Below are 24,377 nucleotides of genomic sequence, written 5' to 3'. Positions count from 1 at the left end.
GGGCATGGCGGGCCCGGCGGTCACCCTCACCTTCGACAACGGCCCCGAGCCGGAGGTGACGCCGGGCGTGCTCGAGGTCCTGCGGCGGCGGGGGCTGCGGGCCACCTTCTTCGTGCTCGGCCACAAGCTGGCCGCGCACCGGGCGCTCGCCGAGCGCGCCCACGCCGAGGGCCACTGGATCGGCAACCACACCTGGAACCACGCGGCGCCGCTCGGCCAGGCTCCGGACGAGGCCGCCGTCGCGGAGGCCGAGATCGGGCGCACCCAGGCGGTGATCGGCGACCTCTCCCACCCCGACCGGCTGTTCCGGCCGGTGGGCGGCGGGGGCGCGCTGGGGCCGCATCTGCTGAGCGGCACGGCGCTCGACCACCTGGCGCGCGGCGGCTTCACCTGCGTCACCTGGAACGCCGTGCCCGGCGACTTCCGCGATCCCGAGGGCTGGCCGGAGGTGGCGCTGGCGCAGTGCGCGGGGCCGGAGCCGGAGCCGGTGGTGCTGGTGCTGCACGACCTTCCCAACGGCGCCATGCGCCACCTCGACCGCTTCCTCGGCCAGCTGGGGGAGCGGGGCGCGCGCTTCGCGCAGGACTTCCCGGAGAGCTGCCTGCCCATGCGGCGCGGCGCGGCCGGGGCGGCAATGGACGGCTTCGTGACAAGGGGACACGCGTGATGACCAAGCCTTCCCGCCGCGCCCTGCTGGGCGGTCTCTCCCTTGCCGCGCTGAGCCTGGAGAGTGCCCGGGCGCAGGGCGCCTGGCCGAACCGGCCGATCCGCCTCATCGTGCCCTTCGCGGCCGGGACCACCACGGACATCCTCGGCCGCATCCTGGCGGAGGCGCTGGGGCGGGAGGCCGGGCAGACCGTCGTGGTGGACAACCGCGCGGGGGCCGGAGGCAACGTGGGCGCGCTGGCCGTCGCGCGGGCGCCGGCGGACGGCACCACGCTGCTGCTCGGCACGAACGGCACGCACGGCATCAACGCGAGCCTCTTCTCTGACCCCGGCTTTGACGCCGTCCGCGACTTCACCCCGGTCGCGCCCTTCGTCACGACCGCGACGGTGCTGGGGGTGCCGCCCTCGCTCGGCGTGTCGTCGGTGGCCGAGCTGGTGGCGTTGGCCAAGCGGCGGCCGCTGACCTTCGCCTCGGCCGGGAACGGCACCACGGGGCACCTCTCCCAGGCGCTGCTGAACCTGCGCGCGGGGATCGACACGCAGCACGTGCCCTACCGCAACGCCGGCCAGGGGGTGACGGACCTCGTGGCGGGGCGGGTGGACGGGATGTTCTACCACCCGCTCGGCCTCAAGCCGCAGCTCGACGTCGGCAACCTCAAGGCGCTCGCGGTGACCTCCGAGAAGCGGGTGAGCATCCTGCCGAGCCTGCCGACCATGGCCGAGGCGGGCCTCGCCGACTTCGTGGTGGAGGGACGCTGGCATCTCTTCGGCCCGGCGGGGCTGCCGCCCGAGATCGTGGCGCGGCTGAACCGCGCGACCAACGCGCTGCTGGCCGACCCCGCCTCGCTCGCCAACCTGCGGGCGCAGGGGGTGGAGCCGCTGGGCGGGACGCCGGAGGCGCTGGCGGCCATGACGCGGGACGAAATCGCGAAGTGGCGCCCCGTGGTCGCCGCTGCCAACATCCGGCCGGATTGAGCACGCCCGGGACCGCCGGGGCAGCATGAGGGAGGGCCGGCCCGCGGGACCGGCCCCTGAGGAGGACGAGATGGCCGACCTGGACGAGAACAGCATCACCGAAGCCGTGATCGCGCAGATGTCCACCACGGCGGACCCGCGCATGAAGACGGTGATGGAGAGCCTCGTGCGGCACCTGCACGGCTTCGCGCGCGAGGTCCGGCTGACGCCGGACGAGTGGCTGCAGGCGATCGGCTTCCTCACGCGCACGGGGCAGACCTGCACGCCGGCGCGCCAGGAGTTCATCCTCCTGTCCGACACGCTCGGCCTGTCGCGCCTGGTGAACCTGATGGACGACAAGGCCAACCGGATGGGCGACGCGACGGAGGCGAGCCTGCTCGGGCCCTTCTACCGCGAGGCCTCGCCCCGCTTCGAGATGGGCGAGAGCATCGCGAAGCACGCGACGGGGCCGGAGCTGATCGTCTTCGGCCGCGTGCTGAACGAGAAGGGCGAGGGCGTGGCCAACGCGAGCGTGGAGGTCTGGCAGACCGACGCGGAGGGCTACTACGACCTGCAGGCGCAGGACCCGAGCCAGATGGACATGCGCGGCCAGTTCCGCACGGACGCGGAGGGCCGCTACGCCGTGCGCACGCTCTTCCCGCTCGGCTACTACATCCCGATGGACGGGCCGGTCGGCGCCATGGTCACGGCGCAGGGCCGCCACGGCTGCCGCCCCGCGCACATCCACATGCTGATCGGCGCCGAGGGGTACCGGGAGCTGGTCACGGCGCTCTACCTCGGCAACGATCAGTACATCGACTCGGATGTCGTCTTCGGGGTGTCGGAATCGCTCGTCGTGCGGCCGGAGACGGGGGTCGAGGGATCGCCCGACCCCGCCGTGCCGAGCGTGCGCTACGACTTCCACGTCGCGCCGCGCGCCGCCCACGACAAGACCGGGCGCGTGGGCGCCGACCCGTCCAAGATCGCGGCGGAATAGCCGCCAGAACCGGCCACGGGCGGCAAGCCCGGGCCATGCAGGAGGTAGGGTTGATGCAGGGTATCAGCAGGCGCGGCATCGGCCGCCTGGCGCTGGCCGCGGCCGCGCCGATGACGGTGCCGGCCACCGCCCGCGCGCAGGCGGCGCCCTCGGGGCCGCCGATCCGGATCGGCTACTCCATGTCGCTCTCGGGCGGGCTGGCGCCGAACGGCCGGCCGGCGCTGACGGCGCACAAGATCTGGGCCGAGGACGTGAACGGGCGCGGCGGGCTGCTCGGGCGGCCGGTGGAGCTGGTGAACTACGACGACCAGAGCACGGGCGCGCAGGTGCCGGGCATCTACACGAAGCTGATCGACGTCGACAAGGTCGACCTCGTGGTCTCCGGCTACGCGACCGCCATCATCGCGCCGGCCATGCCGGTGGTGATGCAGCGGAACATGACCTTCGTGTCGCTCTTCGGCACGGGCGTGAACGCGGACTTCAAGTACGACCGCTACTTCTCCGTCAACTGCACGGGCTCGAAGGTGAAGGAGACCTTCGCGAAGGGCTTCATGGACATCGCCATGGCGATGGACCCCAAGCCTCGCACGATCGCGCTGGTGAACCTCGACAGCGACTTCCACCAGCGCACCGCCGAGAGCGCGCGCTTCCTGGCGAAGGAGCTCGGGCTGCGGATCGTCTACGACCGGGCCTACCCGCCGAGCACCGTCGACTTCGGGCCGATCATCCGCTCCGTCGCGGCCGCGCGCCCGGACATCGTCTTCGCCGGCTCCTACCCCCCCGACACCGCGGGGCTGCTGCGGGCGGCGAGCGAGCAGCGCGTGAACTTCCAGATGATGGGCGGGCCGATGATCGGGCCGCACGCGACGGCGCAGAAGCTCCAGCTCGGCCCCATCCTGAACAACCTCGTGGTCTGGGACGTCTACGCGCCCGAGCCGACGCTGCAGTTCCCGGGCACGAAGGAGCTGATCGAGCGCTACCAGCCGATCGCCGCGCGCGAGAACACGGACGCGCTGGGCTACTACGTGCCGCCCATGGCCTATGCCCAGATGCAGGTGCTGGAGCAGGCGGTGAAGCGGGTCGGGCGCATCGACCAGGCGGCGCTGGCGGCGGACATGCACGCCAACCAGTTCGACACGGTGATCGGGCCGCTGCGCTTCGACGCGCTGGGCGAGTGGACCGAGGAGCGTAACCTCTACACGCAGTACCAGGGCGTGCAGGGGAACGGGATCGACCAGTTCAAGCGGACGGGGACCCAGGTCGTGCTCTACCCGCCGCGCTACAAGTCGGGCGACCTCCGCAAGCCCTACACGGCGGGCGCCTGATGGATCCCGACCTCGTCCTGCTTCTCAACGGCGTCGTCTCGGGGCTGCTGCTCGGGGGCCTCTACGCGGCCGCGGCGGCGGGCCTGTCCGTCTCCTTCGGGATGCTGGACGTGGTCAACATCGCCCATCCCGCCTTCATGGTGCTGGGCGCCCTTCTCGTCGCCCTCCTCTGGGGGGCGACGGGGATCGACCCGCTGGTCCTCTCGGTGCTGCTCACCCCCGCCTTCTGGGCGCTGGGGGCGGCGCTCTACGTCGCCTACCACCACTTCTTCGAGCGGCGCGGGGACGAGGCCATCCAGGGCCTCGCCTTCTTCTTCGGCGTGATGTTCATCATCGAGGTGGGCCTCGTGCTGACCGTCGGGCCCGACCAGCACTTCGCCGACGCCTCCTACGCCAACACGACCTGGCGGATCGGCGAGGTGGACCTGCCGCTGCGCATGCTGGTGCCGGCCCTCCTCGCCCTCTCGGCCATCGCGGGGCTCTCGCTCTTCCTTCGCCGCACCTTCACCGGGCGCGCCATCGCGGCGGTGGCGCAGGACCGGGAGGCGCTGCGGCTGCTCGCGATCAACCCGGTGCGCATCAAGCGGCTGGCCTTTGGCATCTCCATCGCCTTCGCGGCGCTGGCCGGCGGCGCGCTGGTGGTGGTGCAGCCGGTGGACGCCTGGTCCGGGCACGTCTTCATCGGGCGGGTCTTCGCCATCGTCATCATGGGCGGGCTCTCCTCGCTCGGCGGCTGCGTGCTGGCGGCGCTCGCCTTCGGGGTGCTGGAGAACGTCACCGCCACCTTCTACGGCCCATCCTGGTCGCCGGCGGTGGCCTTTGGCTGTCTGCTGCTCGTGCTGGCGGTCCGGCCGCAGGGCCTGTTCGGGAGGGCGGCATGAGCGACGCGACGCTTCCCGCGGCGGGGCTGGCCGCGCCGCGCCGCCTGGGGCACGCGGGCTTCTGGCTGGCGACGGCGGCCGTGGCGGCCGCGCTGCTTCTCGCGCTGCGCGGGATCGGCAGCGAGTACGCCTACTTCGCCCTCACCATCGTGCTGCAATACGTCGTGCTGGCGACGGCCTGGAACATCCTCGGCGGCTACGCAGGCTACGTGAACTTCGGCGCCGCCGCCTTCTTCGCGGCGGGCGCCTACGCGACGGTCGCCTTCGGCAAGGCGATGGGGCTGGGCCTCCTTCCCTGCATCGGCCTGGCGGGGCTGGTGGGGGGCGCGCTCGGCTTTGGGACGGGGGTGCTGACGCTCCGCCTGCGCGGGGCCTATTTCGCCATCGCCACCCTCTGCCTCTCGGTCGTGCTGCAGACCATCGTGGTGAACTGGTCCTATGTCGGGGGATCGCGCGGGGCCTACGTGCTGCGCCCGCGGGAAGTTCCCTGGCCCTTCGACACCTATTCCGCCTATCTCTGCGCCGTGCTGGTGGTGCTGGCCGCGGCTTCGGTCGCGATCGCGCGGACCATCGAGACCTCGCGCCTCGGCCTCGGGCTCGCCGCGCTGCGCGACGACGAGGCGGCGGCGGAGGCGACGGGCGTGCCGACGCTGCGCCTCAAGCTCGTGGCCACCAGCGTCAGCGGCGCGATGATGGCGGTGGCCGGCGCCCCCCTCCCCTATATCGGCTCCTACGTGGAGCCCGGCTCGGCCTTCGGGTTGGCCTACGCGGTGAACGCCATCGCCATGCCGCTCATCGGGGGCACCTCGAGCTGGGCGGGGCCGCTGATCGGGGCGGTGCTGCTCTCCTCGCTGCAGCAGGCGGCGACGGTGACGATCTCCTCGGCGGCGAACCTGCTGATCGTGGGCGTGCTGCTGGTGGTTTTCGTCTGCGCCGCGCCGCACGGGATCATCGGGCTGTTCCGGGGGCGGCGATGAGCGCGGTGGTGCTGCGGGCGGAGGGCGTCGGCAAGCGCTTCGGGGGCTTCACGGCGCTCTCGGGCGTCGACCTCGAGGTGCGCGCGGGGGAGCGGCTGGGGCTGATCGGGCCGAACGGCTCGGGCAAGAGCACCTTCACCAACTGCCTCGCCGGCGCCTTCCCGAGCCATGACGGCGGCTTCACCTTCAAGGGGGAGAAGCTGGCGGGGATGAAGGCGCACGAGCGGGCGCGGCGGGGGCTCGCGCGCACCTTCCAGCTTCCGCGCCCCTTCCGCGGCCTCTCCGTGATCGACAACATCCGCGTGCCGCTGGCCTATGCCGGCCGCGAGGCCGCGACGGACGAGCGGGCGATGGCCTGCCTCGAGGCCGTGGAGCTCGCGGGCAAGGCGGCGCGCATGCCGAAGGAGCTGACCCAGGTGGAGCTGCGCCGGCTGGAGCTGGCCCGCGCCACGGCGCTCCGGCCCGAGCTGCTGATCGCGGACGAGGCCATGGCGGGCCTCTCCAACACGGAGGTGGACCAGATCCTGGCCCTGCTGTTCCGGCTGAACGAGGGCGGCACCACCATCATCATGATCGAGCACGTCATGCGCGCCGTGACCGAGTTCTCCCAGCGCATCGCGGTGCTGGTGGCGGGCAAGAAGGTGGCGGACGGCGACCCGCGCGCCGTGCTCGCCCTGCCCGAGGTGGAGGAGGCCTATCTTGGCCGCTAGCCTTCTCGTCGAGAGCGTGGACGCGAGCTACGGCGCGGTGCGCGCGCTGGACGGCGTCTCGCTGACCGTCGCGCCGGGGGAGACGGTCGCGCTGCTCGGCACCAATGGCAACGGCAAGACGACGCTCATGCGCTGCATCCTCGGGCTGCTGAAGCCCACGCGGGGGCGGATCAGCGTGACGATCGACGGGGTGACGACCGAACTGATCGGGCGCGCGCCGGAGGAGATCATCGACCTCGGCATCGCGATCGTGCCGGAGGGGCGGCGCCTCTTCCCGCGCCTGAGCGTCGAGGAGAACCTGCTGCTCGGCGCCTACCGCCGCGCCGCCCGCGCCGCCATCCCGCGGCACCTCGAGTTCTGCTACGACGCCTTCCCGCGCCTGAAGGAGCGCCGCTCGCAGGCGGTGGGCAGCATGAGCGGGGGGGAGCAGCAGATGGTGGCGCTCGGCCGGGCCGTGATGTGCGCGCCGAAGATCCTGCTGGTGGACGAGCCCTCGGTCGGGCTCGCGCCCATCCTCGTCGCGCGGACGATCGAGAAGATCGCGGAGCTGAAGGAGAAGCTCGGCCTGACCGTGCTCATGGCCGAGCAGAACTTCCACCAGGCGATCCGCATCGCCGACCGCGGCTACGTGCTCGTCCACGGGCATGTCGAGTTCCAGGGGGACAGCCCCGCGGCGCTCGGCGACAGCGATCTCGTCCGCAAGTTCTACCTGGGGCTCTAGGCATGGCAGCACTGAGGGACTGGAAGCTTGGCTGGATCGGCGTCGGGCGCATGGGGACGCCGCTCTGCCACCGGCTGATCGAGGCGGGGGCCGCCCTCGGCGTGGCGGACACCGATCCCGCGCGGCTGGCGCCGATGGCCGCGGCCGGGGCGCGGCCCGCGGTCACCGCGGCGGCGCTCGCGGAGGGGGCGGACATCCTTCTCTCCATGGTGCCGAACGACCTCGCGCTGCTCTCGGTCGTGACCGGCCCGGGGGGCCTGGCGGAGACGATGCGGCCGGGGCAGGTGCTGATCGACCTCAGCACCGTCTCCCCCGCCGCCTCGGCCCGCGTCGCGGAGGTGATGGCGGCGCGCGGGGCGGACTACCTGCGCTGCCCCGTCTCGGGCAGCACCAGCACGGCGGCCGCGGGGGCGCTGACGATCTTCGCCTCCGGCCCCGAGGCCGCGCTCGACCGCTGCGCGCCGCTGCTCGCGGTGCTCGGGCGGGAGACGCTGCGCTGCGGCGCCGCGGAGGAGGCGCGGGCGGTGAAGCTGATGGTGAACATGGTCGTCGCCCTGACGCCGGCCATCCTCGGCGAGGCGCTGGCCTTCGGCGGGCGGCTCGGGCTCGACTGGTCCGCCATGGTGGACGCGCTGTCCAAGAGCGTCGTCGCCTCGCCGCTCCTGGCCTACAAGGCGGAGATGCTGAAGGCGCGCGACTGGACGCCGGCGGCGGACGTGGACCTCGTGGCGAAGGACCTCGACCTCGCGCTCGCCGTCGGGCAGCGGGAGGGGGCGCCCATGCCGCTCTCGGCCCTGGCGCGCCAGTTCGCGGCGGCCTACCAGGCTTCCGGCGAGGGCGGGCTCGACTTCTTCCGCGTTGCGACCTGGCCCGAGCGGCTGCTCGCGCCCAACCCCCGCTAGGCCCGGCGCCCTCCAGGCCCAACCCTCGATAGGAATGCCCATGCAGCAAGAGATCCGCGCGCTCGAGGTGCGCCGCTACGCCGCCATGCAGGCGGGCGACGTCGAGGCTCTGGGGGCGCTGCTGTCGGAGCGCCTCGTCTACGCGCATTCCAACGCGACGACGGACAGCAAGGAGAGCTACCTCGGGACGCTGGTGGACGGCAGCCTGAAGTACCTCCAGATCCACTTCGAGACGGAGACGGTGCTCGAGGCCGGGCCCGACGCGGCCGCGGCGCTCGGGCGCATGAGCGCGCGCGTCCACCGCTACGGGGGCGAGCGCGAGATCGCCGCCATGACCCTCGCCCTCTGGGTGCGGGAGGGCGACGCGTGGCGCCTTCTCGCCTATCAGCCGACCTCCCTTCCGCCCACCAAAAATCCTGGGGCCTGAGCATGACCGAGACCCTTCTTCCCACCACCGTCGTCGGCAGCTACCCGCAGCCGGACTGGCTGGTGGACCGCGCGGTGCTGGCGCAGAACCTCGTGCCGCGCGTGCGGATGAAGGGCATGTGGCGCGTGGCCGAGGACGCGCTGGAGGGGGCGCAGGACGACGCCACCATCCTGGCCATCCGCGACATGGAGCGGGCGGGGATCGACATCGTCACCGACGGCGAGGTCCGGCGCGAGAGCTACTCCAACCGCTTCGCCCTCGCGCTCGACGGCGTGGACCTCGACAACCCCGCCCGGACCATGGGCCGCGCGGGCAAGGAGACGATGGTGCCCCGCGTGGTCGGCCCCATCCGCCGCACGCGGCCGGTGGAGGTGCGGGACGTGGAGTTCCTCGTCGCCAACACCGACCGTCGCACGAAGATCACCCTGCCCGGCCCCTTCACCATGTCCCAGCAGGCCCATGACGAGCACTACCGGGACGAGGAGGCGATGGCGATGGACTACGCCGTCGCCGTGAACGAGGAGGCGCGGGACCTCAAGGCCGCGGGCGTGGACGTCATCCAGATCGACGAGCCCTGGATGCAGGCCCGGCCCGAGGCCGCCGCCCGCTTCGGCGTGCGCGCCCTCAACCGCGCGCTTGAGGGGCTGGAGGGGGACACGGTCGTGCATCTCTGCTTCGGCTACGCGGCCGTGGTGAAGAGCAAGCCCTCCGGCTACTCCTTCCTGCCGCAGCTGGCGGACTGCACGGCGGCCCAGATCTCGATCGAGGCGGCGCAGCCGCGGCTCGACCTTTCGGTGCTCGACGCGCTCTCGGGCAAGACCATCATGCTCGGCGTGATCGACCTCGGCAGCGCCGAGGTGGAGACGCCGGAGGTGGTGGCGGCGCGGATCCGGGACGCGCTGCAGCGGATCCCTGCCCAGCGGCTGGTCGTCGCCCCCGATTGCGGCATGAAGTACCTTCCCCGCGAGCGCGCCTTCGGCAAGCTGCGCGCGATGGCGGCCGGGGCCGCGATCGTGCGACGCGAGCTGCAGGGCTGACGCGCGCCGGGGCTTGCGGCCCCGCGATTCGGGCGCAAACTCCCTGTTGGCTCCCGCGCGCGAGCGGCGGGCCGGCGGGAGACCTGGCATGGCGGACCTCCTCGAGCGCTACGCGGCCCTGACAGGGGCGAACCCGCGGCTGCGCATCCGCGACGCCGCGCGGGAGCTCGGCACGACGGAGGCCGCGCTCGTGGCCGCGGGCGCCTCCGGGCCGGTGGCGCTGATCCGCCGCGACTGGCCGGCCCTCATCGGCGCGCTCCCACGTCTCGGCCGCATCATGGCGCTGACGCGGAACGAGCACGCGGTGCACGAGCGGCACGGCACCTTCGGCGCGGTCTCGGCGGGGCCCGGGCATATCCTCGTCCTCGGGCCCGAGATCGACCTCCGGCTCTTCCCCGGGGCCTGGGCGAACGCCTACGCGCTGGACGGCGAGCGGCCCTCGATCCAGGTCTTCGACAAGGAGGGCGAGGCCGTCCACAAGGTCTTCGCCACGGAGGCCACGGATCGCGAGGCCTGGGCCGCGCTCGTGGCGGGCTTCGCGACGGCGGAGGCCCCGGCGCCGGCCAGCCGCCCCACCCTTCCCGTCCCGCCGTCCGAGGGGCTGGTGGACGCCAAGACGCTCCGCGAGGACTGGCTGGCGCTGCGGGACACGCACGACTTCATCACCCTCTTGCGCCGGCACAAGGCGACGCGGCGGCAGGCCTTCCGATTGGCGGGGGACGACCTCGCGCGGCGGCTGGACCCGCGGGCGGGCTCGGCCGCGCTGCGGCTGGCGGCCGCGGGGGAGGTGCCGGTCATGGTGTTCGTGGGCAACCGGCACGCGATCCAGATCCACACCGGGCCGGTCCGGCGGCTGGTCGACATCCCCGGCTGGTTCAACGTGCTGGACCCCGAGTTCAACCTCCACCTGCGCGAGGCCGGCGTGGCCGAGGCTTGGCGCGTGGTGAAGCCGACGGCGGACGGCCCGGTGACGAGCATCGAGCTGCTGGACGCGAACGGCGCGCCCGTCACCCTTCTCTTCGGCGCCCGCAAGCCGGGGCAGGCGGAGCGCGAGGACTGGCGGAGTCTGGCAGCGACGGTGGCGGAGGGATCGATCGACGTCGCGGCGTGACGGCCGTTGGGCGAAGGATTCGACGCCCGCCGATCAGTCCGGCCGCCCGTGCGGGGGACTACCCCCGCCGCGCGGGCGGCCGTGCTGTTGGTCCGCCCCTGCCTGCCTTGGCCGGAACCCCGTCGGGGCCGGGCCCGCGCCGGGCGCTGGCCCTCACGGCAGGGGCGCGGCTTGCCTCAGCGGACGATGACGGCCGGGCTGGCCGGGGCGGGCGTCATCATCATGGGGGCGGGCGCCGGGGTGACGATGGTCGAGGGCGGCGGCGGGGGCGGCGCCGTGTTCAGCGTGCAGGCGGCGAGGCCCATGGACGCCGCGACGACGGCGAGGAGGGGAAGGAGGCGCATTCGAGTTCTCCGTTGATGGAACCAACGGGCATGTAACTTCGACGTCCCCATATCGTATCGATCCTCCGGCGGTGACAGATTCGTGATCGTGGGGATGACCCTCCGAAGCGGCGAGGCCGGCCGGGGCGGTGCGCCTGCGCCGCCCCGGCTGGTGACGGATGGGTCAGCGCGCGGCCCGCGCCCGCGCGATCAGGCGGTCGTAGGTCGAGCAGGTCGTGTCGGAGACGGGCTGGAGCATGACCGTCTGCATCTCCGTGGAGATGGTCTCGGTCAGGCCGGCGTTGCGGGTCATGAGCGGGCCCATGAGGTTCATCAGCTCAGTCATCTTCGCCTCGGCCTGAGCGTCGGTGCAGGCGGCCATGGCGGGGGCGGCAAGCGCCAGGCCGAGGGCGAGGGCAGAGGCGCCGAGAAGGCGGGCGGTGATCATGGGGCGGTGCTCCGTGGGAGGCTGGGTGGCAGGGCCGAGGCTCGGCGGCGTCCGCGACCCGCGGACATCGCCTCCCGACGGCCGCCAGCTTCCGGCGGCGGGATGAAGACCGTCCTAACCGTCTCCTGAAACGGAAAACGTAACGTCCCTGATTTTTCTCCTGCGGCAAGGCTCATCCGGCGACGCGTTCGTGCGAGATTGCGCCCCGCGGCCGTCGCGCTGCGTGCCGGGCGGGCGACCTCTTTACAGACCTGTCAGCCCTCCCGGGCGAAGATCGCGATGCGCTCCAGGCTGGTTTGCGGCGTAGCATGCCGCGCCAGCGCCTTGGCCATCCCTGACGAGCGTGCCGGCACCGGCGACCCGAGGAGAGTTATGCGAGACGCCAAGAGGGCTGACGCAGCCGATTTCGCCGGCCGACAGGGGCGTTCCGTCGGCCCAGCCTCCGCCCGCCCTGCCGCGGGCGCGGCCTCCGGCCCGACGATGGCCCGCCATGCCCACTGAGCTTCGCCACATCATCTTCTCGGCCGCGGAGGTGGTCGAGGCGATCATCCTGCACAACCGCGCCCGCGGCGTGAGCATGCCGGGCGGGTCGATCAAGGAGGCCGGCCTGGCCGACACACCTCCGGGGGCGCCGCTCAGCTTCCGCATCGTCTTCTCCCTGGCCGGACTCCCGGGGGCGGAGCTGCGGGCGAGCAACGAGGTGACGGTCGACCTCGCGGATTCGGAACTCGCGGCGGCGCTGATCGGCTACTGCCGGTCACGCGGCATCCCGATGCCGGTGAAGGGCAGCAAGTCGCTGGAGCGCTTCGGCTCGCAGATCGGGCTGATCGTGACCATCAAGGGGAACAACATCAACCTACCGGCGCGGCTGGCGCCGGGCTGAGGGAGGCGCCGGCGGGCTAGCCGCCGGGCCGCTCCAGGGCCTGCCGCAGGAAGGCGGCGGGCACGGCGATGCCCTGGGCCTGGCTTCGCGCCACGGCGACGGCAATGGCGGCCACGCCCCAGCCGCCTTCCGCCCGCCGGGCGAGGAGGGGCGCGCCGCTGGCCCCGCGGGTGCCCGCGCAGTCGTGCACGAGGACCAGGCGCCCCTCGTAGCGCGCGGGGCCGAGCACGCGGCAGGCGCTGTCGGCCATCAGGACCTCCGGCCGGTCCTGCTGGTAGCCCCCGAGCAGCAGCGGGGTGCCGGGTGGCGAATCCTCGGGCAGGAGCGACAGCGAGGGGGCCGCGGGGAGCGGCGCCGCGAGGGTCACAAGCGCCCAGTCCGCGCTGGCGGGGGAGCGGGTCCGCGGGTCGAAGCCGGGGCCGGTGACGAAGGAGACGCCCCTACCCTCCCCCTTCCAGGCGCCCTGGCGGTAGCCGAGCAGGAAGTGGACGGAGGTCGGCCTCACCCATTCCCCCGACCGCGGCGCCACGAGGCAGTGCGCGGCGGTCAGGACCGTGCGCGGCCCGACGAGGGTTCCCGTGCAGCGGGTTCCGAGCTCGGTCTGCACGCGGCCGAGCGCGGCCCAGGGCATGGCGGTCGCGTCCACCGGGCGGCGCGGGTCCGCGGGGCCGAGGCCGGGGAGCTCGGAGGGGGGAATGATCGGCTCGCGGGCGAGGGCCGGGGCACCTGCAAGAAGGAGAAATGCGCCGAGACGCGCCACAGCGCCGCGCCGTGCGGGGAAGCGCGGGCGGGCGGGGATGGAGGGGGCTGCCATGGCTCCTCGGGGGCGGCGCCGGGTGCGGGACCCGGCGTTCGATCATCGAGGGCAGCAACGTCAGCCCGCTCCGGCAATCCCCTGCCCCGGCGGTCGGACCGTCATCGGCGCCCCGGCGGGAGCTTGGCCGCTCCCCTGACGGAGTTCCAGTGAAATGGCGCGGGCGGAAGCCACGCTTCCACCCGCCCCGTTCCTACGCGGCCTCGCGCATGCGGCCGATGAAGCTGGCGAGCTCGGCGCGCAGCCGCTCGCCCTGGCCGGCCACCTCGCCGATGGCGCCGCGCAGCTCGCCGAGGGAGGACCTGGCCTCCTCGGCCGCGCTGCTCACCTGCTGGACGCTGGCGTTTGCCTCGTTGGTGCCCGATGCCGCCTCGGCCACGTTGCGCGCGATCTCCTGCGTGGCCGCGCCCTGCTCCTCGACGGCGGCGGCGATGGCCGTGCCGATGCCGTGGACCTCCTCGACCACCGTGCCGATGCCTTGGATGGTCTGTGCCACCGCCGCGGTGGCCTCCTGCATCGCGCGGATCTGGCCGCCGATCTCCTCGGTCGCCTTGGCGGTCTGGGAGGCCAGTTGCTTGACCTCGCTCGCCACCACCGCGAAGCCGCGCCCGGCCTCCCCGGCGCGGGCCGCCTCGATCGTGGCGTTCAGGGCCAGGAGATTGGTCTGCTCGGCGATGTCGGAGATCAGGCGCACCACGTCACCGATCCGCCCCGCCGCCTCGGAAAGGCCGCGCATGGTTTCGTCCGCCCGTTGCGCCTCGCTGAGGGCGCGCGAGGCGACCGAGGTGGACTGGGTGACCTGGCGGGTGATCTCCTGCACGGAGCTGGCCAGCTCCTCCGTGGCGGCGGCCACGGTCTGGACGTTCGCCCCCGCCTCGGTGGTTCCGGCCGCCGCGGCGACCGCCTGCTCGGCGCTGCGCCGGGCCGAGAGGGTCAGGTTGTCGGCGGAGGCGCTGAGCTGCGTCGTCGAGCTCGCCAGCGCCGTGGCAATGCCCCCGAGCGCCGTCTCGATCTGCGCCGCGGTCTGCAGCGCCGCGTGGCGCCGCTCGGCGACCGAGGCCTCCGCCGCCCGGGCCGCCTCGGCCCGCAGCCGGTCGGCCTCCAGCAGGCCCTTCCGGAAGAGCTCCAGCGCGTCGGCGATGGAGCCGATTTCGGTCCGCTCGCCGGCATGCGGCACCGCGACCTGGAGGTCGCCGCCGGCCATGGCCCGCATCGGCGAGGCGACGGCCTCGATGCTCCGCGAGATGCCGCGCACGATCAGGAGCGCCATGGCGGCGCCGATCAGGAGGGCCGCCCCGGAGAGGGAGAGGATCCAGAACCGGGCGGAGGCACCGATGGAAGCGGCCTGCTCGGAGGCTCGCTGGCTGCCCTCGACGTTGATCTCGATGAGCTTCTGGATGGCGTCCTGGGCCCTGTTGTAGACGGGCGTGGTGCGGAGGAGCTGCCGTTCGCGCGCCTGCTCCAGGTTGTTCCGGCGCGACAGCTCGAGCACGGGGGCGACCTCCCGCAGGTACTCCTCCCAGGCCGCGGCGAAGCGCCCGTAGGTGTCGCGCTCCTCCGGCGAGGTGATCAGGGGCTCGTAGGTGCGGCGGACCTCGGCCATGCGCCGGGCGGTCGCCTCCATCCCCCGCTCGATCGTCGCCATGGCGGCGTCGTCGGTGTTGAGGATGTGGCGGAGGAGGCCAATGCGGTAGTCCGCCGCGACGGAGCGGATGAGCGCTGCGTAGCGCACGCTCGGCAGCCAGTTCTCGGCGAGGTCCGCCGAGTTCTCCCGCAGTGCCCCGGTCCGCTCCAGCGCGATCCCGCCAAGGCCGAGCAGCATGACCAGCAGGAGGGCGAAGGACCCGATCAGCTTGGCCCGGATGGAGACGGCTCCTGGCCGGCGGCGCCCGGCCGTGCCCGTGGAAATTGACGGCGTGGTCGCCATGGCCCGATCCCATGAAGTTACGAAGGCGTAAGACTTCTTGAGACTAAGCCGGGAGAAGCAAAACGGACGTTAACGATGCCGACGAAAACGCGAGCCGTCGGAGAGGTTAGGCGCGCCGGCCGCGAGCGGGGAGGTCGTCCTCCGCGTCCCGCGCGGGCCTGGCGTTGATTGGTCGCGGGCGGGAATGCGCTGGCGAAAGGCCCCGATGCCCCTGCCGGGATCGCGCTGGGTGTTCCCGGGCCGTGGGGCAGCGGGCCGCTGGTCGTCGGGATTGTGTGGCTTTGGCTGGGCTGTCGCGCCCGCCGGGGCTGAATGGTGCCGGGTGCGAGAATCGAACTCGCGACCTATCGATTACGAATCGATTGCACTACCGCTGTGCTAACCCGGCCCCTTCGTCGCGCGCCGCCGGGAAGCGGCGCGCTGGGGCGCCTTCTAGCCGCCCCCGCGCGCCGCGGCAACACCGCTTGCTCAGGTCGCGGCGACGGTGCCGTCCTTCGGGGTCCCGGCCCCCTCGACGAGGGCCGCGCGGCCGCCCGTCCACTCGATCCGCCCCGGCGTGCCGCAGGATTCGCAGACCGGCTCCCAGCGCCCGTGCTCCGTCCCGCAGGAGAGGCACTGCCAGCGTGGCTCGGGCGGCGCGGCGGCCGCGGCGCGGAGCCACTTGGCCTCGGCCGCGCGGCCGGCGGCGCTCTCGCCGAGCTCCACCGCGTCCATGTCCACCATGGCGAGGTAGGCGCGGCGGTCGGCGCTGCCGGAAGACACCAGGGTTTCCAGCTCCGCCCTTGCCCGCCCGGTCAGCCCGGCGGCGAGCGCGGTGCGGCCGAGGATGAGGCGGCTCTCGGGATGGGCGCGGTTGTCGTGCGTGAGGGCCTCCGCGGCCTTCACCCGCGCCAGGGCGTCCTTCTCCTCGCCGAGATAGGCGGTCGCGAGGTCCGGGTGGGGAGCGACGGTCCAGGCGGTCTGCAGCGTGGTCTTCGCGCGGCGCGGGCTGCCCTCGGCCGCCTGCCGCTTGGCGACGGCCAGCGCGGCCGGGGCGAAGCGGGGGTCGGCGGAGAGGGCCTCCTTCTCGAGGGAGGCCGCCTTGGCGGGCTCGGGCTCCTGCATGGCCGCGGCCAGGGCGAGCGCCGCGCGGCGGCGTCCGCTGAGCTGTCCCGGCGGGGAGAGGGCCAGCGCCTCCCGCCAGTCGCGGGTGCGGAGGGCCAGCGCCGCGCGCTCGGCCTTCACCCACTGCGCGCCCGGCTGGGCCGCCTCGGCCTCGCGCGCCAGGCGCTGGGCGGTCGGCCAGTCCTCGCGCTGCATGGCGTCGCGCAGCAGGCCGCGCAGGCCGAGGAACTTGCCGTCCTCGCGCTTGACCAGGGCGCGGAAGGCCTCGTTCGCGGCCTCGTCGCGCCCGGCCATGCGCTCGGCCTCGGCGGTGAGCAGCAGGGTGTGCGGGGTGTCGCCGAGCAGGCCGCGGGCGCGGCGGATCTCGGTACGCGCCTGGTCCGGCGTGCCGGCGGCGAGCGCCACGAGGGCGCGGGTGACGGCGGCGTCGCCGTCGCGCCGCTGCCGCTCGGACCGGCGGGCGCGCATCCGGGCCGGCAGGCCGCGGATCGACTTCCAGGCGGAGAGGATGCCGTGCAGCACCACGAAGCCGACCACCAGGGCCAGGAGGCCGAGCCAGACCGGGATGCCGATGAAGGTCTGCCCGACGCTGATCTCGACGATGCCGCCCATCTGGCGGAGGAAGAGCGCGGCCCAGACCCCGAGGGCGAGGAGGATGAGCAGCCAGATCGCGCGGAGCATCAGTTGCTCCCCGCCGAGGAGCCGGTGCCGATGTCGCGGAGCGCCGCGCGGGCCTCCACCAGCTCGCGGGCTTGGCCGATCCAGCCGGCCATGGCGTCGCGCGAGGGAGCGGGCAGCTTTTCCAGCCGCTCCACCGCGCCCGGCAGGTCGCCGGCGTCGAGCGAGCGGCGCGCCCGCTCCAGTTCGCCGGAGACGGCGTCGCCGACGAGGACCTGCTCGCCGCGGCGGACCGTGACGAGGCCCTGGAGGCGGGAGAGCGCGGTGTCGGTGACCGACTGGCCCTGCGGCTCGGCAGCGAGGCGGGCCGAGCGGGCCGCGTCCTCGAAGGAGAGGCGGAGCGCCGCCTCGGTCGGCGGCGCGGTGTCGCGGTAGCGGGTCAGGGCCACGGGCGGCGTGCCCGGCAGGCCGGACAGCGCCTGCCCGAGCGGGCGGCCGGCCTCCAGCGAGGCCTGGATCGTGCCGCGCGCGGCGAGCGCGGTCAGGCGGCGCTCGGCGGACTCGGCTTGGGCCAGGCGCTGCTCGAAGCCCTGCACGCGCTGGGCGAGGGCCTCCTCCTGCTTGCCGAGGCGGTCGTTCACCCCGGACTCGGCGCGGGCGAGGCGCTCGTCGAGGCTCTTGCCGGCGGCGTCCAGGCGCTGCGTCATGGCCTGCCCGGCGGCCTCCACCCGCTGCTTCAGCGCCTCGTCCAGCGCGGCGAGGCGGGGCGCGAAGGCCTGCTCGGCGGCGGTGACGCGGGCGGCGAGGGACTGCTCGGCGCCGGTCAGGCGGTTGGCCAGGGTGGCCTCGGCCTGGGCGATCCGCGCCTCCGTGCGGCGGCCGGCCTCCTGCGCGGCGCTCTCGGCGGCGGTGAAGCGCGTCTCCGTCCGGCGCGCCTCCTCCTGCAGGCGGGTGTCGAGGGCGGCGAGCCGCGCGTCGGCCTGGCGCCGCTCCTCCTGGCTGCGCGTGTCGAGGGCGGCGAGGCGCTCCTCGAGGCGCTTCAGCCCCTCGGTGGAGGCGTTGCGGGCGCTCTCGACGGTTGCGGTCAGGGCGGTGAGGCCGGCGCGGGCGTCGGCGTCGGCGATGGGCCGGGCGGCCTGCTCGCGCGCCGCGGTCTCGGCCGCGTCCAGCCGGCGCTCGGTCGCGGCGGCGCGCTCGGCGAGGCCGGCCGCGGAGGGGCGGGCCTCCAGGGCCGCGAGGCGGGTGTCGACGGCGCTCATCCGCGCGGCATCGGCCTGCTGGGCGGCCACCGGGTTGCTCACCGTCTCGCGCGGGCTGGAGAGAAGATAGGCCACGGCGCCCACCAGCACGACCAGGGCGGCGGCGATGGGCAGGACGGCCGGCTCGAAGCGCTTGCGGGGCGCGTCGGGGGGGCGCGGCGCGAAGGTCGGCGTGGGGGATGGCCGGGGGGCGCTGCTGGCGGAGGAGGCCGCGGAGGCGGCCGGGGACGGGCCGGGGCTGGCCGGGACAGGGCCGGGGCTGGCGGAGGGCAGCGCTCCGGCCGGGCCCGAGGATGCCGAGGACGAGGCGGAGGAGGCCGCGGTCGGGCCGCTCTCCGGGATGGGCGAGGCAAGCTCCGCCGCGGAGCGCACCGCCGCGTCCTTCGCGGGGGCGCCGGCTGGCCGGCCGCCCTTGCCGGAGGGCTCCGATCCGGGCCGGCCCTTGGCGCCGGGCCCTCCGGGGGGCGTGCTGGGCTTGTCGCTCATGGGATCGGGGTCATCCTTCTGGTCGGGCGTGAGGGGCCAGCGGGGGTGCGGGGCCGAGCAGCCCCAGCAACGTGTCCTGATCCGGTCGCGATGCCACGTCCAGCCCCCCCCAGGGGAGGCCGTCCAGGGCAAGGGCCACGCGGCCGCTCAACGCGAGGGCGCGGATGGCGGTTGCCGCCGCGCCAAGGCCGGCCGCCCGGATCAGCGAGACCGCCGCCGCGGCGCTGCGGGGGGAGAAGAAAAGCGCGCTTCGCACCGATCCGGCAACAAGCGCGTCCCGCGCGGGCGGGGGCAGGCCGGTCGCCTCCGTCGCCGCGTAGGCGTCCCGGCGGATCACCGCGAAGCCGCGGGCGAGGAGGGCCTCGGCCAGCTCGTCGCCGTAGCCCTCGCCGGCCGCGAGGAGGACGGGGCCGGCCGCAGGCAGGAGCCGGGCCGTGGCGTGGGCCAGGAGCGACTCGGCGTCGCCCCCGGCGGCGGAGACGGCGGTGAAGCCCGCCGCGCGCGCCGCCCGGGCGGTCCCCTCCCCCACCGCGAGCACGGGCAGGCCGGGCGGGCAGGCGGCGGCCAGGGCGGGGATGGCGGCGGCGCTGGCCACGAGGGCGGCGCGGGCCTCCGGCGCCGGCGCCATCGGCAGGGGGGCGAGGCGGAGGGCGGGCGCGAGGACGGGGTGCCAGCCGAGGGCCTCGACCCGCGCGGCCGTGGCGGCGGCGCCCGGCTCGGGCCGGGTGATCAGGCAGGCCGGGCGGGGGGAGCCGGTCGCCTCAGCCAAAGATGTCCGCCGGGCTGTCCGCGCGAAGGCTGCTGCCGAGCTCCACCCCAATGCGCTCCGCGTCCGCGGCCGGGCCGTGCAGGCTGCGCTTGAGGAGGAAGGAGCCGTCCGGCCGGGCGACCAGCCCGGTGAGGTGCAGGCGGCCGTCCGGCAGCAGGCGGGCGTGGCCGCCGATCGGGGTGCGGCAGGAGCCGTCGAGCGAGGCGAGCAGGGCGCGCTCGGCGCGGGAGACGGCGCGGGCCTCGCGGTCCTCGATGCCCGAGAGAAGCTCGTGGAGCTCGGTGTCCTCGGCGCGGACGGTCACGCCGACGATGCCCTGACCGGCGGCGGGCACCATCGCCTCGGGATCGAGCACCACCATGCCCTCGGGCGCGAGCTCCATCCGGCGGAGGCCGGCGAGCGCGAGGAGGGTGGCGTCCACCGCGCCCTCGCCGAGCTTGCGGAGCCGGCTCTGGATGTTGCCGCGGATCATGCCGACCTTCAGGTCCGGCCGGACGTGCAGCACCTGCGCCTGGCGGCGGAGGCTCGCGGTGCCGAGGCGCGTGCCGGCGGGGATGCTGCCGAGGGGGTCCGCCGGGTCCAGCGCGGCCATGTGCGGGCCGGGGATGAGGACGTCGCGGCTGTCCTCCCGCTTGAGGGTGCAGGCGAGCACCACCCCAGGGGGCATCTCGGTCTCGAGGTCCTTCAGGCTGTGGACCGCGAAGTCGATGCGGTAGTCGAGCAGCGCCTCGTGGATCTCCTTCGCGAAGAGGCCCTTGCCGCCCACGTCGGCCAGCCGCCGGTCCTGGATCTGGTCGCCCGAGGTCTGGATGACGTGCTCCTCGAAGGCGTTGGCCGCGCGGAGCACCGGGCAGAAATGCGTGACCATCCCGAGGAAGCAGCGCGTCTGCCAGAGGGCGAGCGGCGAGCCCCGCGTCCCCACGCGGAGGGGCAGCGTGCGCGCGTGGGCCCGCACCCGCGGGGTGCCGGCGGGATGGCCGGGCGAGGTGCCCGAGGGGGCGCCGGAAGGGGCAAGCGACATGGCGGCCTTATAGATGGGTCGCCGCCGGCCGGGAACGACCCGGGCGGGGGCTCGGCCGCGCTTATCCTAACCGGCGCGGAATTGGTCTAGAAGCCGCCGCGGATCAGCGGGGGCGTGGCGCATGGACCTCAGGGGCCCGGTCCTGGGCATCGAGAGCAGTTGCGACGAGACGGCGGCGGCCGTGCTGGCGCCGGACGGCCGCATCCTGGCGGAGGCGGTGTTCAGCCAGACGGAGGACCACGGCCGCTTCGGCGGCGTGGTGCCGGAACTGGCCGCGCGCGCGCACTTGGCGCAGCTGCCCGGCCTGGTGGCGGGGGTGATGGAGAGGGCCGGGGTGGCGCCGCGCGACCTCGGCGGGGTGGCGGCGACCTCCGGCCCTGGGCTGATCGGCGGGCTGATCGTGGGGGCGGGCTTCGGCAAGGGGATGGCGATGTCCCACGGCCTGCCCTTCGTCGCGGTGAACCACCTCGAGGCGCACGCGCTGACGCCCCGGCTGCCCGGCCTGCTGCCGGGCGGGGCGGCCTTTCCCTATCTTCTGCTGCTGCTCTCGGGCGGCCATTGCCAGTGCGTGGCGGTGGAGGGTCTCGGCCGCTACCGCCGGCTCGGCACCACGCTGGACGACGCCGTGGGGGAGGCCTTCGACAAGGCGGCGAAGCTGCTCGGCCTGCCCTGGCCGGGCGGCCCGCACCTGGAGCGGCTGGCGGCCGGGGGGGAGGCCGCGCGCGTTCCCCTGCCCCGCCCTCTGCTGGGCCGCGCGGGCTGCGACTTCTCCTTCTCCGGCCTCAAGACCGCGGTCGCGCAGGTGGTGGCGAAGGGCGCGGCGGCGCCGGCCGACGTCGCGGCGGCCTTCCAGGCCTCGGTCGCGGCGGTGGTGGCGGACCGGGCGCGGCACGCGCTGGCCATGGCACCGGGCGCGACAGCGCTGGTGGTCTCGGGCGGCGTCGCGGCCAACAGCGGCGTCCGCGCGGCGCTGACGGCCGTGGCGGAACGCGCGGGGCTGCCGATGGTGGCGCCGCCGGTCCGCCTCTGCACCGACAACGCCGTCATGGTGGCCTGGGTGGGAATCGAGCGCCTGCGGGCCGGGCTGACCGACCCCTGGGACCATGCCCCGCGCCCCCGCTGGCCCCTCGACGAGCTGGCCCTTCCCGCATGAACTACCGGCACGCCTTCCACGCCGCGAACTTCGCGGACTGCATGAAGCACGCGCTGGTCCACGCCATCGTCGCGGCGCTGGCCCGCAAGGCGACGCCCTTCCGGGTCCTCGACACCCACGCGGGCATCGGCCTCTACGACCTGCAGTCCGAGGCGGCGCGGCGGACGGGCGAGTGGCGCGACGGGATCGGGCTGCTGGAGGCGATCCAGGACGGGCCGCTGATGCCCTGGCTGACCCTCGTGCGGGGCTTCCCGCGGGGGACCTATCCGGGCAGCCCCGCCCTCGTCCGCGCGATGCTGCGCCCGGGGGACCACCTTGCCCTCTGCGAGCTCCACCCGGAGGATGCGGCGACGCTGCGGGCGGCCTTCCGGGGGGATCCCCAGGTCTCGGTGCACCGGCGGGACGCCTACGAGGCGGTCGCGGCCCTCACGCCTTTTCCCGAGCGCCGCGGCCTCGTGCTGCTCGACCCGCCCTTCGAGGCGGAAGGCGAGTTCGGGCGGCTCTCGGCAGCCATGGCGCAGTTGGGGAGGCGCTTCCGCCCGGCGGTGCAGGCGGCCTGGTACCCCATCAAGCACCGGGCGCCGGTTCGCGGCTTCACCGACGCCCTCGCGGCCTCGGGGCTGCGGGACGTGGTCGCCTGCGAGCTCTGGCTGCGGGAGCCCACCGACCCCACGCGGCTGAACGGCTGCGGCCTGGCCGTGGTGAACCCGCCCTACGGCTTCGCGGAGACCGCCCGCTCGCTCCTGGCCGCGCTGCAGGCCCGCTTCTACGATGAGCGGGGCGGCGGCTGGGCCGTGACGGAGATCGTGCCGGAGTGATCGCTTGAGAGGGAACGCGCGCAAGGTCACGGTGATCGGCGCCGGGGCCTGGGGCACCGCGCTCGCGCTCCAGGCGCTGCGGGCGGGGGGCGAAGTTTCCCTGTGGGTGCGCGAGCCGGCGCGGGCGCTGGCCGTCGACGCGCGGCGGGAGAACGCGCTGCACCTGCCGGGCACACCGCTGCCGGACGGGCTGGCGGTGACGGCCGACGCGGGGGCGGCGCTCGCGGGCGCCTCGCTCGCCGTCCTGGCGGTGCCGACGCAGCACCTCGGCGCCGTGCTGCGCGACCTGGGGGCGCTGCCGCCCTCCCTCGTCGTCGCCAAGGGGGTCGAGACGGGGACGCTCCGCTTCCCGCTCGAGATCCTGGCGGAGGCCCGCCCCGGCCTTCCCGCCGCGGTGCTGTCCGGCCCGAACTTCGCCCACGAGGTGGCGGCGGGCTTGCCGGCGGCGGCCGTGGTGGCGGGAAGCGACGCGGCGCTGCGGGAGGCGGCGCTCGCCCGCCTCTCCTCGCCGGGCTTCCGCCTCTACGAGGGAGCCGACCCGATGGGCGTGCAGGTGGCGGGGGCGGCGAAGAACGTGGCGGCGATCGCGGCCGGCGCCGTGATGGGCGCGGGGCTGGGGGAGAACGCGCGCGCGGCCCTCGTCACGCGCTGCCTGGCGGAGATCGCGCGGCTGGCGGTGGCCCTCGGCGGGCGGGCGGAGACGGTCGCGGGGCTGTCGGGGCTCGGCGACCTCATGCTGACCTGCGCGGGCGCGGGAAGCCGGAACTTCTCGCTCGGCCTCGCGCTCGGGCGCGGGGAGAGCGCGGCGAAGGTGCTGGCGGGGCGGGCCTCCGTGACCGAGGGGGTGGCGACGGCCCCGGCCCTCCTGGCCCGGGCGGCCCGGGCGGGGGTGGAGCTGCCGGTCTGCGCCGCCGTCGCCGCGGTGCTCGATGGCACGCTGGCGGTGGGGGACGCGGTCGAGCTTCTCATGGGCCGGCCGCCGCGGGCCGAATAGGCCCCTCCCCCGGCTTCCACCAGCCCGTGACGGCGCCGCCGAGCCAGCGGGAGGCGAAGGGGCGGAAGGGGGCCAGCGCCTCCTCGGAGGCCGGGTCGGGCAGGGCGACGGAGGCGATCTCCAGGCCGTTGGCCGAGGCGAGCGGCCCGCGGGGGCTGGCCCAAGGGTCGGACTGGGGGGCGCCGGCGATGGCCTCCATCATGGAGGGGTCCTTCGCAGCGGCGAGGCAGAGGTCGCGCAGGCGGGCGTAGGCGGCGCGTTCCGGCTCCGTCAGGGCGAGGCCGTTGGCGGCGGCCAGGCGCTCCAGGGCCGCCACGGCCTCGAGGGCGAAGAGGTGGTAGTGGAGGGCCATGGCGGCGCGGCGCGCCTCCTGCGGCAGCACGCCGCGCTCGTCCACCTGGCCAAGCTGCGCGCGCAGGCGGGCCACGCCCCAGTCGAGCTGCGCGCGGTTCCCGCCGGCCACCCCCGCCGCCGCGACGGCGAGCCCGGCCCAGGCCGCGTGGTTGTTGCGGACGTCGCTGATGATGGCGGCGGATTGGCGCTCGTAATGCGGCCGCACCGCCTCCGCCACCTCGCCGAGCCAGCGCCCGGTGCGGCCGAGGGCCACGGGGTCGAGGCCCGGCGCCTCGCGGATCGCGAGGAAGGAGAGGGCGGCGCCCGCGAGGGTCCATTTCCGGTGGTAGCCGCCCTGCAGGTTAAAGGCGCCGAGGAGCGCGGCGTTCTTCGCCCAGGCGTCGAGGGCACTGAGCGCGCAGGAGGCGGCCCCCGCCTCCCCCGCCCGGTGGCGGGCCACGGCGCGCTGGACGAGGGCCAGCCAGTCCAGCAGCGGGCGCGCGGCGTCGGCATCCGCCCGCAGCCGCACGGGGTCGGGGCGGGAGAAGGCGGGGTCGGCGTAGAAGCCGGTGCTCTCCAGGCTGCGCACCGGGGCGGCGGCGGGCTCGCAGGGGGCCGCGGTGCCGGCGGGCTCGGGCGCGGGGAGGAAGGGGCCGGCCAGGGCGGGCACCACCGGCCGCGTGGGCGGCGCCCCCGCCACGGCGGCGCCCGCGGCGGCG

25 protein-coding genes and 1 tRNA gene are annotated in these 24,377 nt (G+C 74.9%); 16 read left to right on the top strand and 10 right to left on the bottom strand.

All coding sequences use genetic code 11. From position 1 onward, the window contains the following. Positions 1-4: 4 nt before the first annotated feature. From EAH89_RS26185 to EAH89_RS26130, 12 genes are all read left to right on the top strand, one after another. Entirely contained in the window at positions 5-667 is a 663-nt protein-coding gene (locus EAH89_RS26185) for a polysaccharide deacetylase family protein (protein WP_140886650.1), read from the top strand. Then, complete coding sequence (locus EAH89_RS26180) at positions 667-1,641, top strand: Bug family tripartite tricarboxylate transporter substrate binding protein (protein WP_140886649.1); 975 nt, start codon at positions 667-669, stop codon at positions 1,639-1,641. Before EAH89_RS26185 ends, EAH89_RS26180 begins: the two co-directional genes overlap by 1 nt. Positions 1,642-1,711: 70 nt before the next feature. After that, a complete protein-coding gene (locus EAH89_RS26175; protein ID WP_140886648.1) occupies positions 1,712-2,617 on the top strand; it encodes a dioxygenase family protein in 906 nt (301 codons plus the stop codon). A gap of 53 nt (positions 2,618-2,670) precedes the next feature. Continuing rightward, positions 2,671-3,942, top strand: coding sequence for an amino acid ABC transporter substrate-binding protein (locus EAH89_RS26170; protein WP_140886647.1), 1,272 nt, complete (start codon positions 2,671-2,673; stop codon positions 3,940-3,942). Then, positions 3,942-4,823, top strand: a complete 882-nt coding sequence (locus EAH89_RS26165) for a branched-chain amino acid ABC transporter permease (RefSeq protein WP_140886646.1) — start codon at positions 3,942-3,944, stop codon at positions 4,821-4,823. Before EAH89_RS26170 ends, EAH89_RS26165 begins: the two co-directional genes overlap by 1 nt. Further along, positions 4,820-5,800, top strand: coding sequence for a branched-chain amino acid ABC transporter permease (locus EAH89_RS26160; RefSeq protein WP_140886645.1), 981 nt, complete (start codon positions 4,820-4,822; stop codon positions 5,798-5,800). Before EAH89_RS26165 ends, EAH89_RS26160 begins: the two co-directional genes overlap by 4 nt. Beyond that, complete coding sequence (locus tag EAH89_RS26155; protein ID WP_140886644.1) at positions 5,797-6,510, top strand: ABC transporter ATP-binding protein; 714 nt, start codon at positions 5,797-5,799, stop codon at positions 6,508-6,510. The genes EAH89_RS26160 and EAH89_RS26155 overlap by 4 nt, the downstream gene beginning before the upstream one ends. Further along, positions 6,500-7,231, top strand: coding sequence for an ABC transporter ATP-binding protein (locus EAH89_RS26150; protein WP_140886643.1), 732 nt, complete (start codon positions 6,500-6,502; stop codon positions 7,229-7,231). The genes EAH89_RS26155 and EAH89_RS26150 overlap by 11 nt, the downstream gene beginning before the upstream one ends. A 2-nt stretch (positions 7,232-7,233) precedes the next feature. Further along, a complete protein-coding gene (locus EAH89_RS26145) occupies positions 7,234-8,133 on the top strand; it encodes an NAD(P)-dependent oxidoreductase (protein WP_140886642.1) in 900 nt (299 codons plus the stop codon). A 40-nt stretch (positions 8,134-8,173) separates the two neighbouring features. Beyond that, on the top strand, positions 8,174-8,560 hold the full coding sequence (locus EAH89_RS26140) for a nuclear transport factor 2 family protein (protein WP_241667218.1): 387 nt from the start codon (positions 8,174-8,176) through the stop codon (positions 8,558-8,560). A 2-nt stretch (positions 8,561-8,562) separates the two neighbouring features. Continuing rightward, positions 8,563-9,597 carry a uroporphyrinogen decarboxylase/cobalamine-independent methonine synthase family protein gene (locus tag EAH89_RS26135; protein ID WP_140886640.1) on the top strand — a complete coding sequence of 345 codons (1,035 nt, stop codon included), beginning with the start codon at positions 8,563-8,565 and terminating at the stop codon, positions 9,595-9,597. Between the two features lie 88 nt (positions 9,598-9,685). Next, positions 9,686-10,708 carry a hemin-degrading factor gene (locus EAH89_RS26130; protein ID WP_140886639.1) on the top strand — a complete coding sequence of 341 codons (1,023 nt, stop codon included), beginning with the start codon at positions 9,686-9,688 and terminating at the stop codon, positions 10,706-10,708. 176 nt (positions 10,709-10,884) lie between these two features. On the opposite strand, the gene EAH89_RS31560 is transcribed toward EAH89_RS26130, so the two are convergent. Both EAH89_RS31560 and EAH89_RS26125 read right to left on the bottom strand, forming a co-directional pair. Further along, positions 10,885-11,052, bottom strand: a complete 168-nt coding sequence (locus EAH89_RS31560) for a hypothetical protein (RefSeq protein ID WP_161993769.1) — start codon at positions 11,050-11,052, stop codon at positions 10,885-10,887. Positions 11,053-11,215: 163 nt separating this feature from the next. Beyond that, positions 11,216-11,479, bottom strand: coding sequence for a hypothetical protein (locus EAH89_RS26125; RefSeq protein ID WP_140886638.1), 264 nt, complete (start codon positions 11,477-11,479; stop codon positions 11,216-11,218). A gap of 490 nt (positions 11,480-11,969) precedes the next feature. Between EAH89_RS26125 and EAH89_RS26120 the strand changes: the two genes are divergently transcribed. Then, positions 11,970-12,362: a hypothetical protein gene (locus EAH89_RS26120; protein WP_140886637.1), complete on the top strand. Its 393-nt coding sequence runs from the start codon at positions 11,970-11,972 to the stop codon at positions 12,360-12,362. Between the two features lie 16 nt (positions 12,363-12,378). Here the strand turns inward: EAH89_RS26120 and EAH89_RS26115 are convergent, their stop codons facing one another. The 7 genes from EAH89_RS26115 to hemC all read right to left on the bottom strand — a co-directional run bounded on the left by EAH89_RS26115 (position 12,379) and on the right by hemC (position 20,360). After that, on the bottom strand, positions 12,379-13,176 hold the full coding sequence (locus EAH89_RS26115) for a trypsin-like serine peptidase (RefSeq protein WP_140886636.1): 798 nt from the start codon (positions 13,174-13,176) through the stop codon (positions 12,379-12,381). A 193-nt stretch (positions 13,177-13,369) separates the two neighbouring features. Continuing rightward, complete coding sequence (locus EAH89_RS26110) at positions 13,370-15,103, bottom strand: methyl-accepting chemotaxis protein (RefSeq protein ID WP_140886635.1); 1,734 nt, start codon at positions 15,101-15,103, stop codon at positions 13,370-13,372. A gap of 313 nt (positions 15,104-15,416) precedes the next feature. Continuing rightward, positions 15,417-15,491 (bottom strand) — tRNA-Thr (locus EAH89_RS26105). Between the two features lie 80 nt (positions 15,492-15,571). Continuing rightward, entirely contained in the window at positions 15,572-16,888 is a 1,317-nt protein-coding gene (locus tag EAH89_RS26100; RefSeq protein WP_140886634.1) for a heme biosynthesis HemY N-terminal domain-containing protein, read from the bottom strand. Further along, entirely contained in the window at positions 16,888-18,570 is a 1,683-nt protein-coding gene (locus tag EAH89_RS33215; protein WP_140886633.1) for a COG4223 family protein, read from the bottom strand. Before EAH89_RS33215 ends, EAH89_RS26100 begins: the two co-directional genes overlap by 1 nt. A gap of 10 nt (positions 18,571-18,580) precedes the next feature. Then, the gene (locus tag EAH89_RS26090; RefSeq protein WP_161993768.1) at positions 18,581-19,339 is read right to left on the bottom strand and encodes a uroporphyrinogen-III synthase; all 759 of its coding nucleotides are present in this window, start codon (positions 19,337-19,339) and stop codon (positions 18,581-18,583) included. Then, positions 19,332-20,360 carry a hydroxymethylbilane synthase gene (gene hemC / locus EAH89_RS26085; protein WP_140886631.1) on the bottom strand — a complete coding sequence of 343 codons (1,029 nt, stop codon included), beginning with the start codon at positions 20,358-20,360 and terminating at the stop codon, positions 19,332-19,334. Before hemC ends, EAH89_RS26090 begins: the two co-directional genes overlap by 8 nt. A gap of 121 nt (positions 20,361-20,481) precedes the next feature. Here hemC and tsaD point away from each other — a divergent pair, with 121 nt between their 5' ends. Genes tsaD through EAH89_RS26070 form a run of 3 tightly spaced genes read left to right on the top strand, consistent with a single transcriptional unit; the run spans position 20,482 to position 23,325 of the window. Next, complete coding sequence (gene tsaD / locus EAH89_RS26080) at positions 20,482-21,513, top strand: tRNA (adenosine(37)-N6)-threonylcarbamoyltransferase complex transferase subunit TsaD (protein ID WP_140886630.1); 1,032 nt, start codon at positions 20,482-20,484, stop codon at positions 21,511-21,513. Further along, entirely contained in the window at positions 21,510-22,331 is an 822-nt protein-coding gene (locus EAH89_RS26075; RefSeq protein WP_140886629.1) for a 23S rRNA (adenine(2030)-N(6))-methyltransferase RlmJ, read from the top strand. The genes tsaD and EAH89_RS26075 overlap by 4 nt, the downstream gene beginning before the upstream one ends. Before the next feature lie 4 nt (positions 22,332-22,335). Beyond that, a complete protein-coding gene (locus tag EAH89_RS26070) occupies positions 22,336-23,325 on the top strand; it encodes an NAD(P)H-dependent glycerol-3-phosphate dehydrogenase (protein WP_140886628.1) in 990 nt (329 codons plus the stop codon). Here EAH89_RS26070 and EAH89_RS26065 read toward each other — a convergent pair. Next, positions 23,297-24,377, bottom strand: a 1,081-nt coding sequence (locus EAH89_RS26065; protein WP_140886627.1) for an alginate lyase family protein, incomplete at its 5' end; no start/stop codon positions are given. The two genes, EAH89_RS26070 and EAH89_RS26065, sit on opposite strands and share 29 nt — an antisense overlap.

The organism is Muricoccus nepalensis, from assembly GCF_006438825.1.
Lineage (GTDB): Bacteria > Pseudomonadota > Alphaproteobacteria > Acetobacterales > Acetobacteraceae > Roseomonas > Roseomonas nepalensis.
Note: the sequence above shows the minus strand (reverse complement) of the source record. Positions and strands in the feature narration are given on the sequence as shown.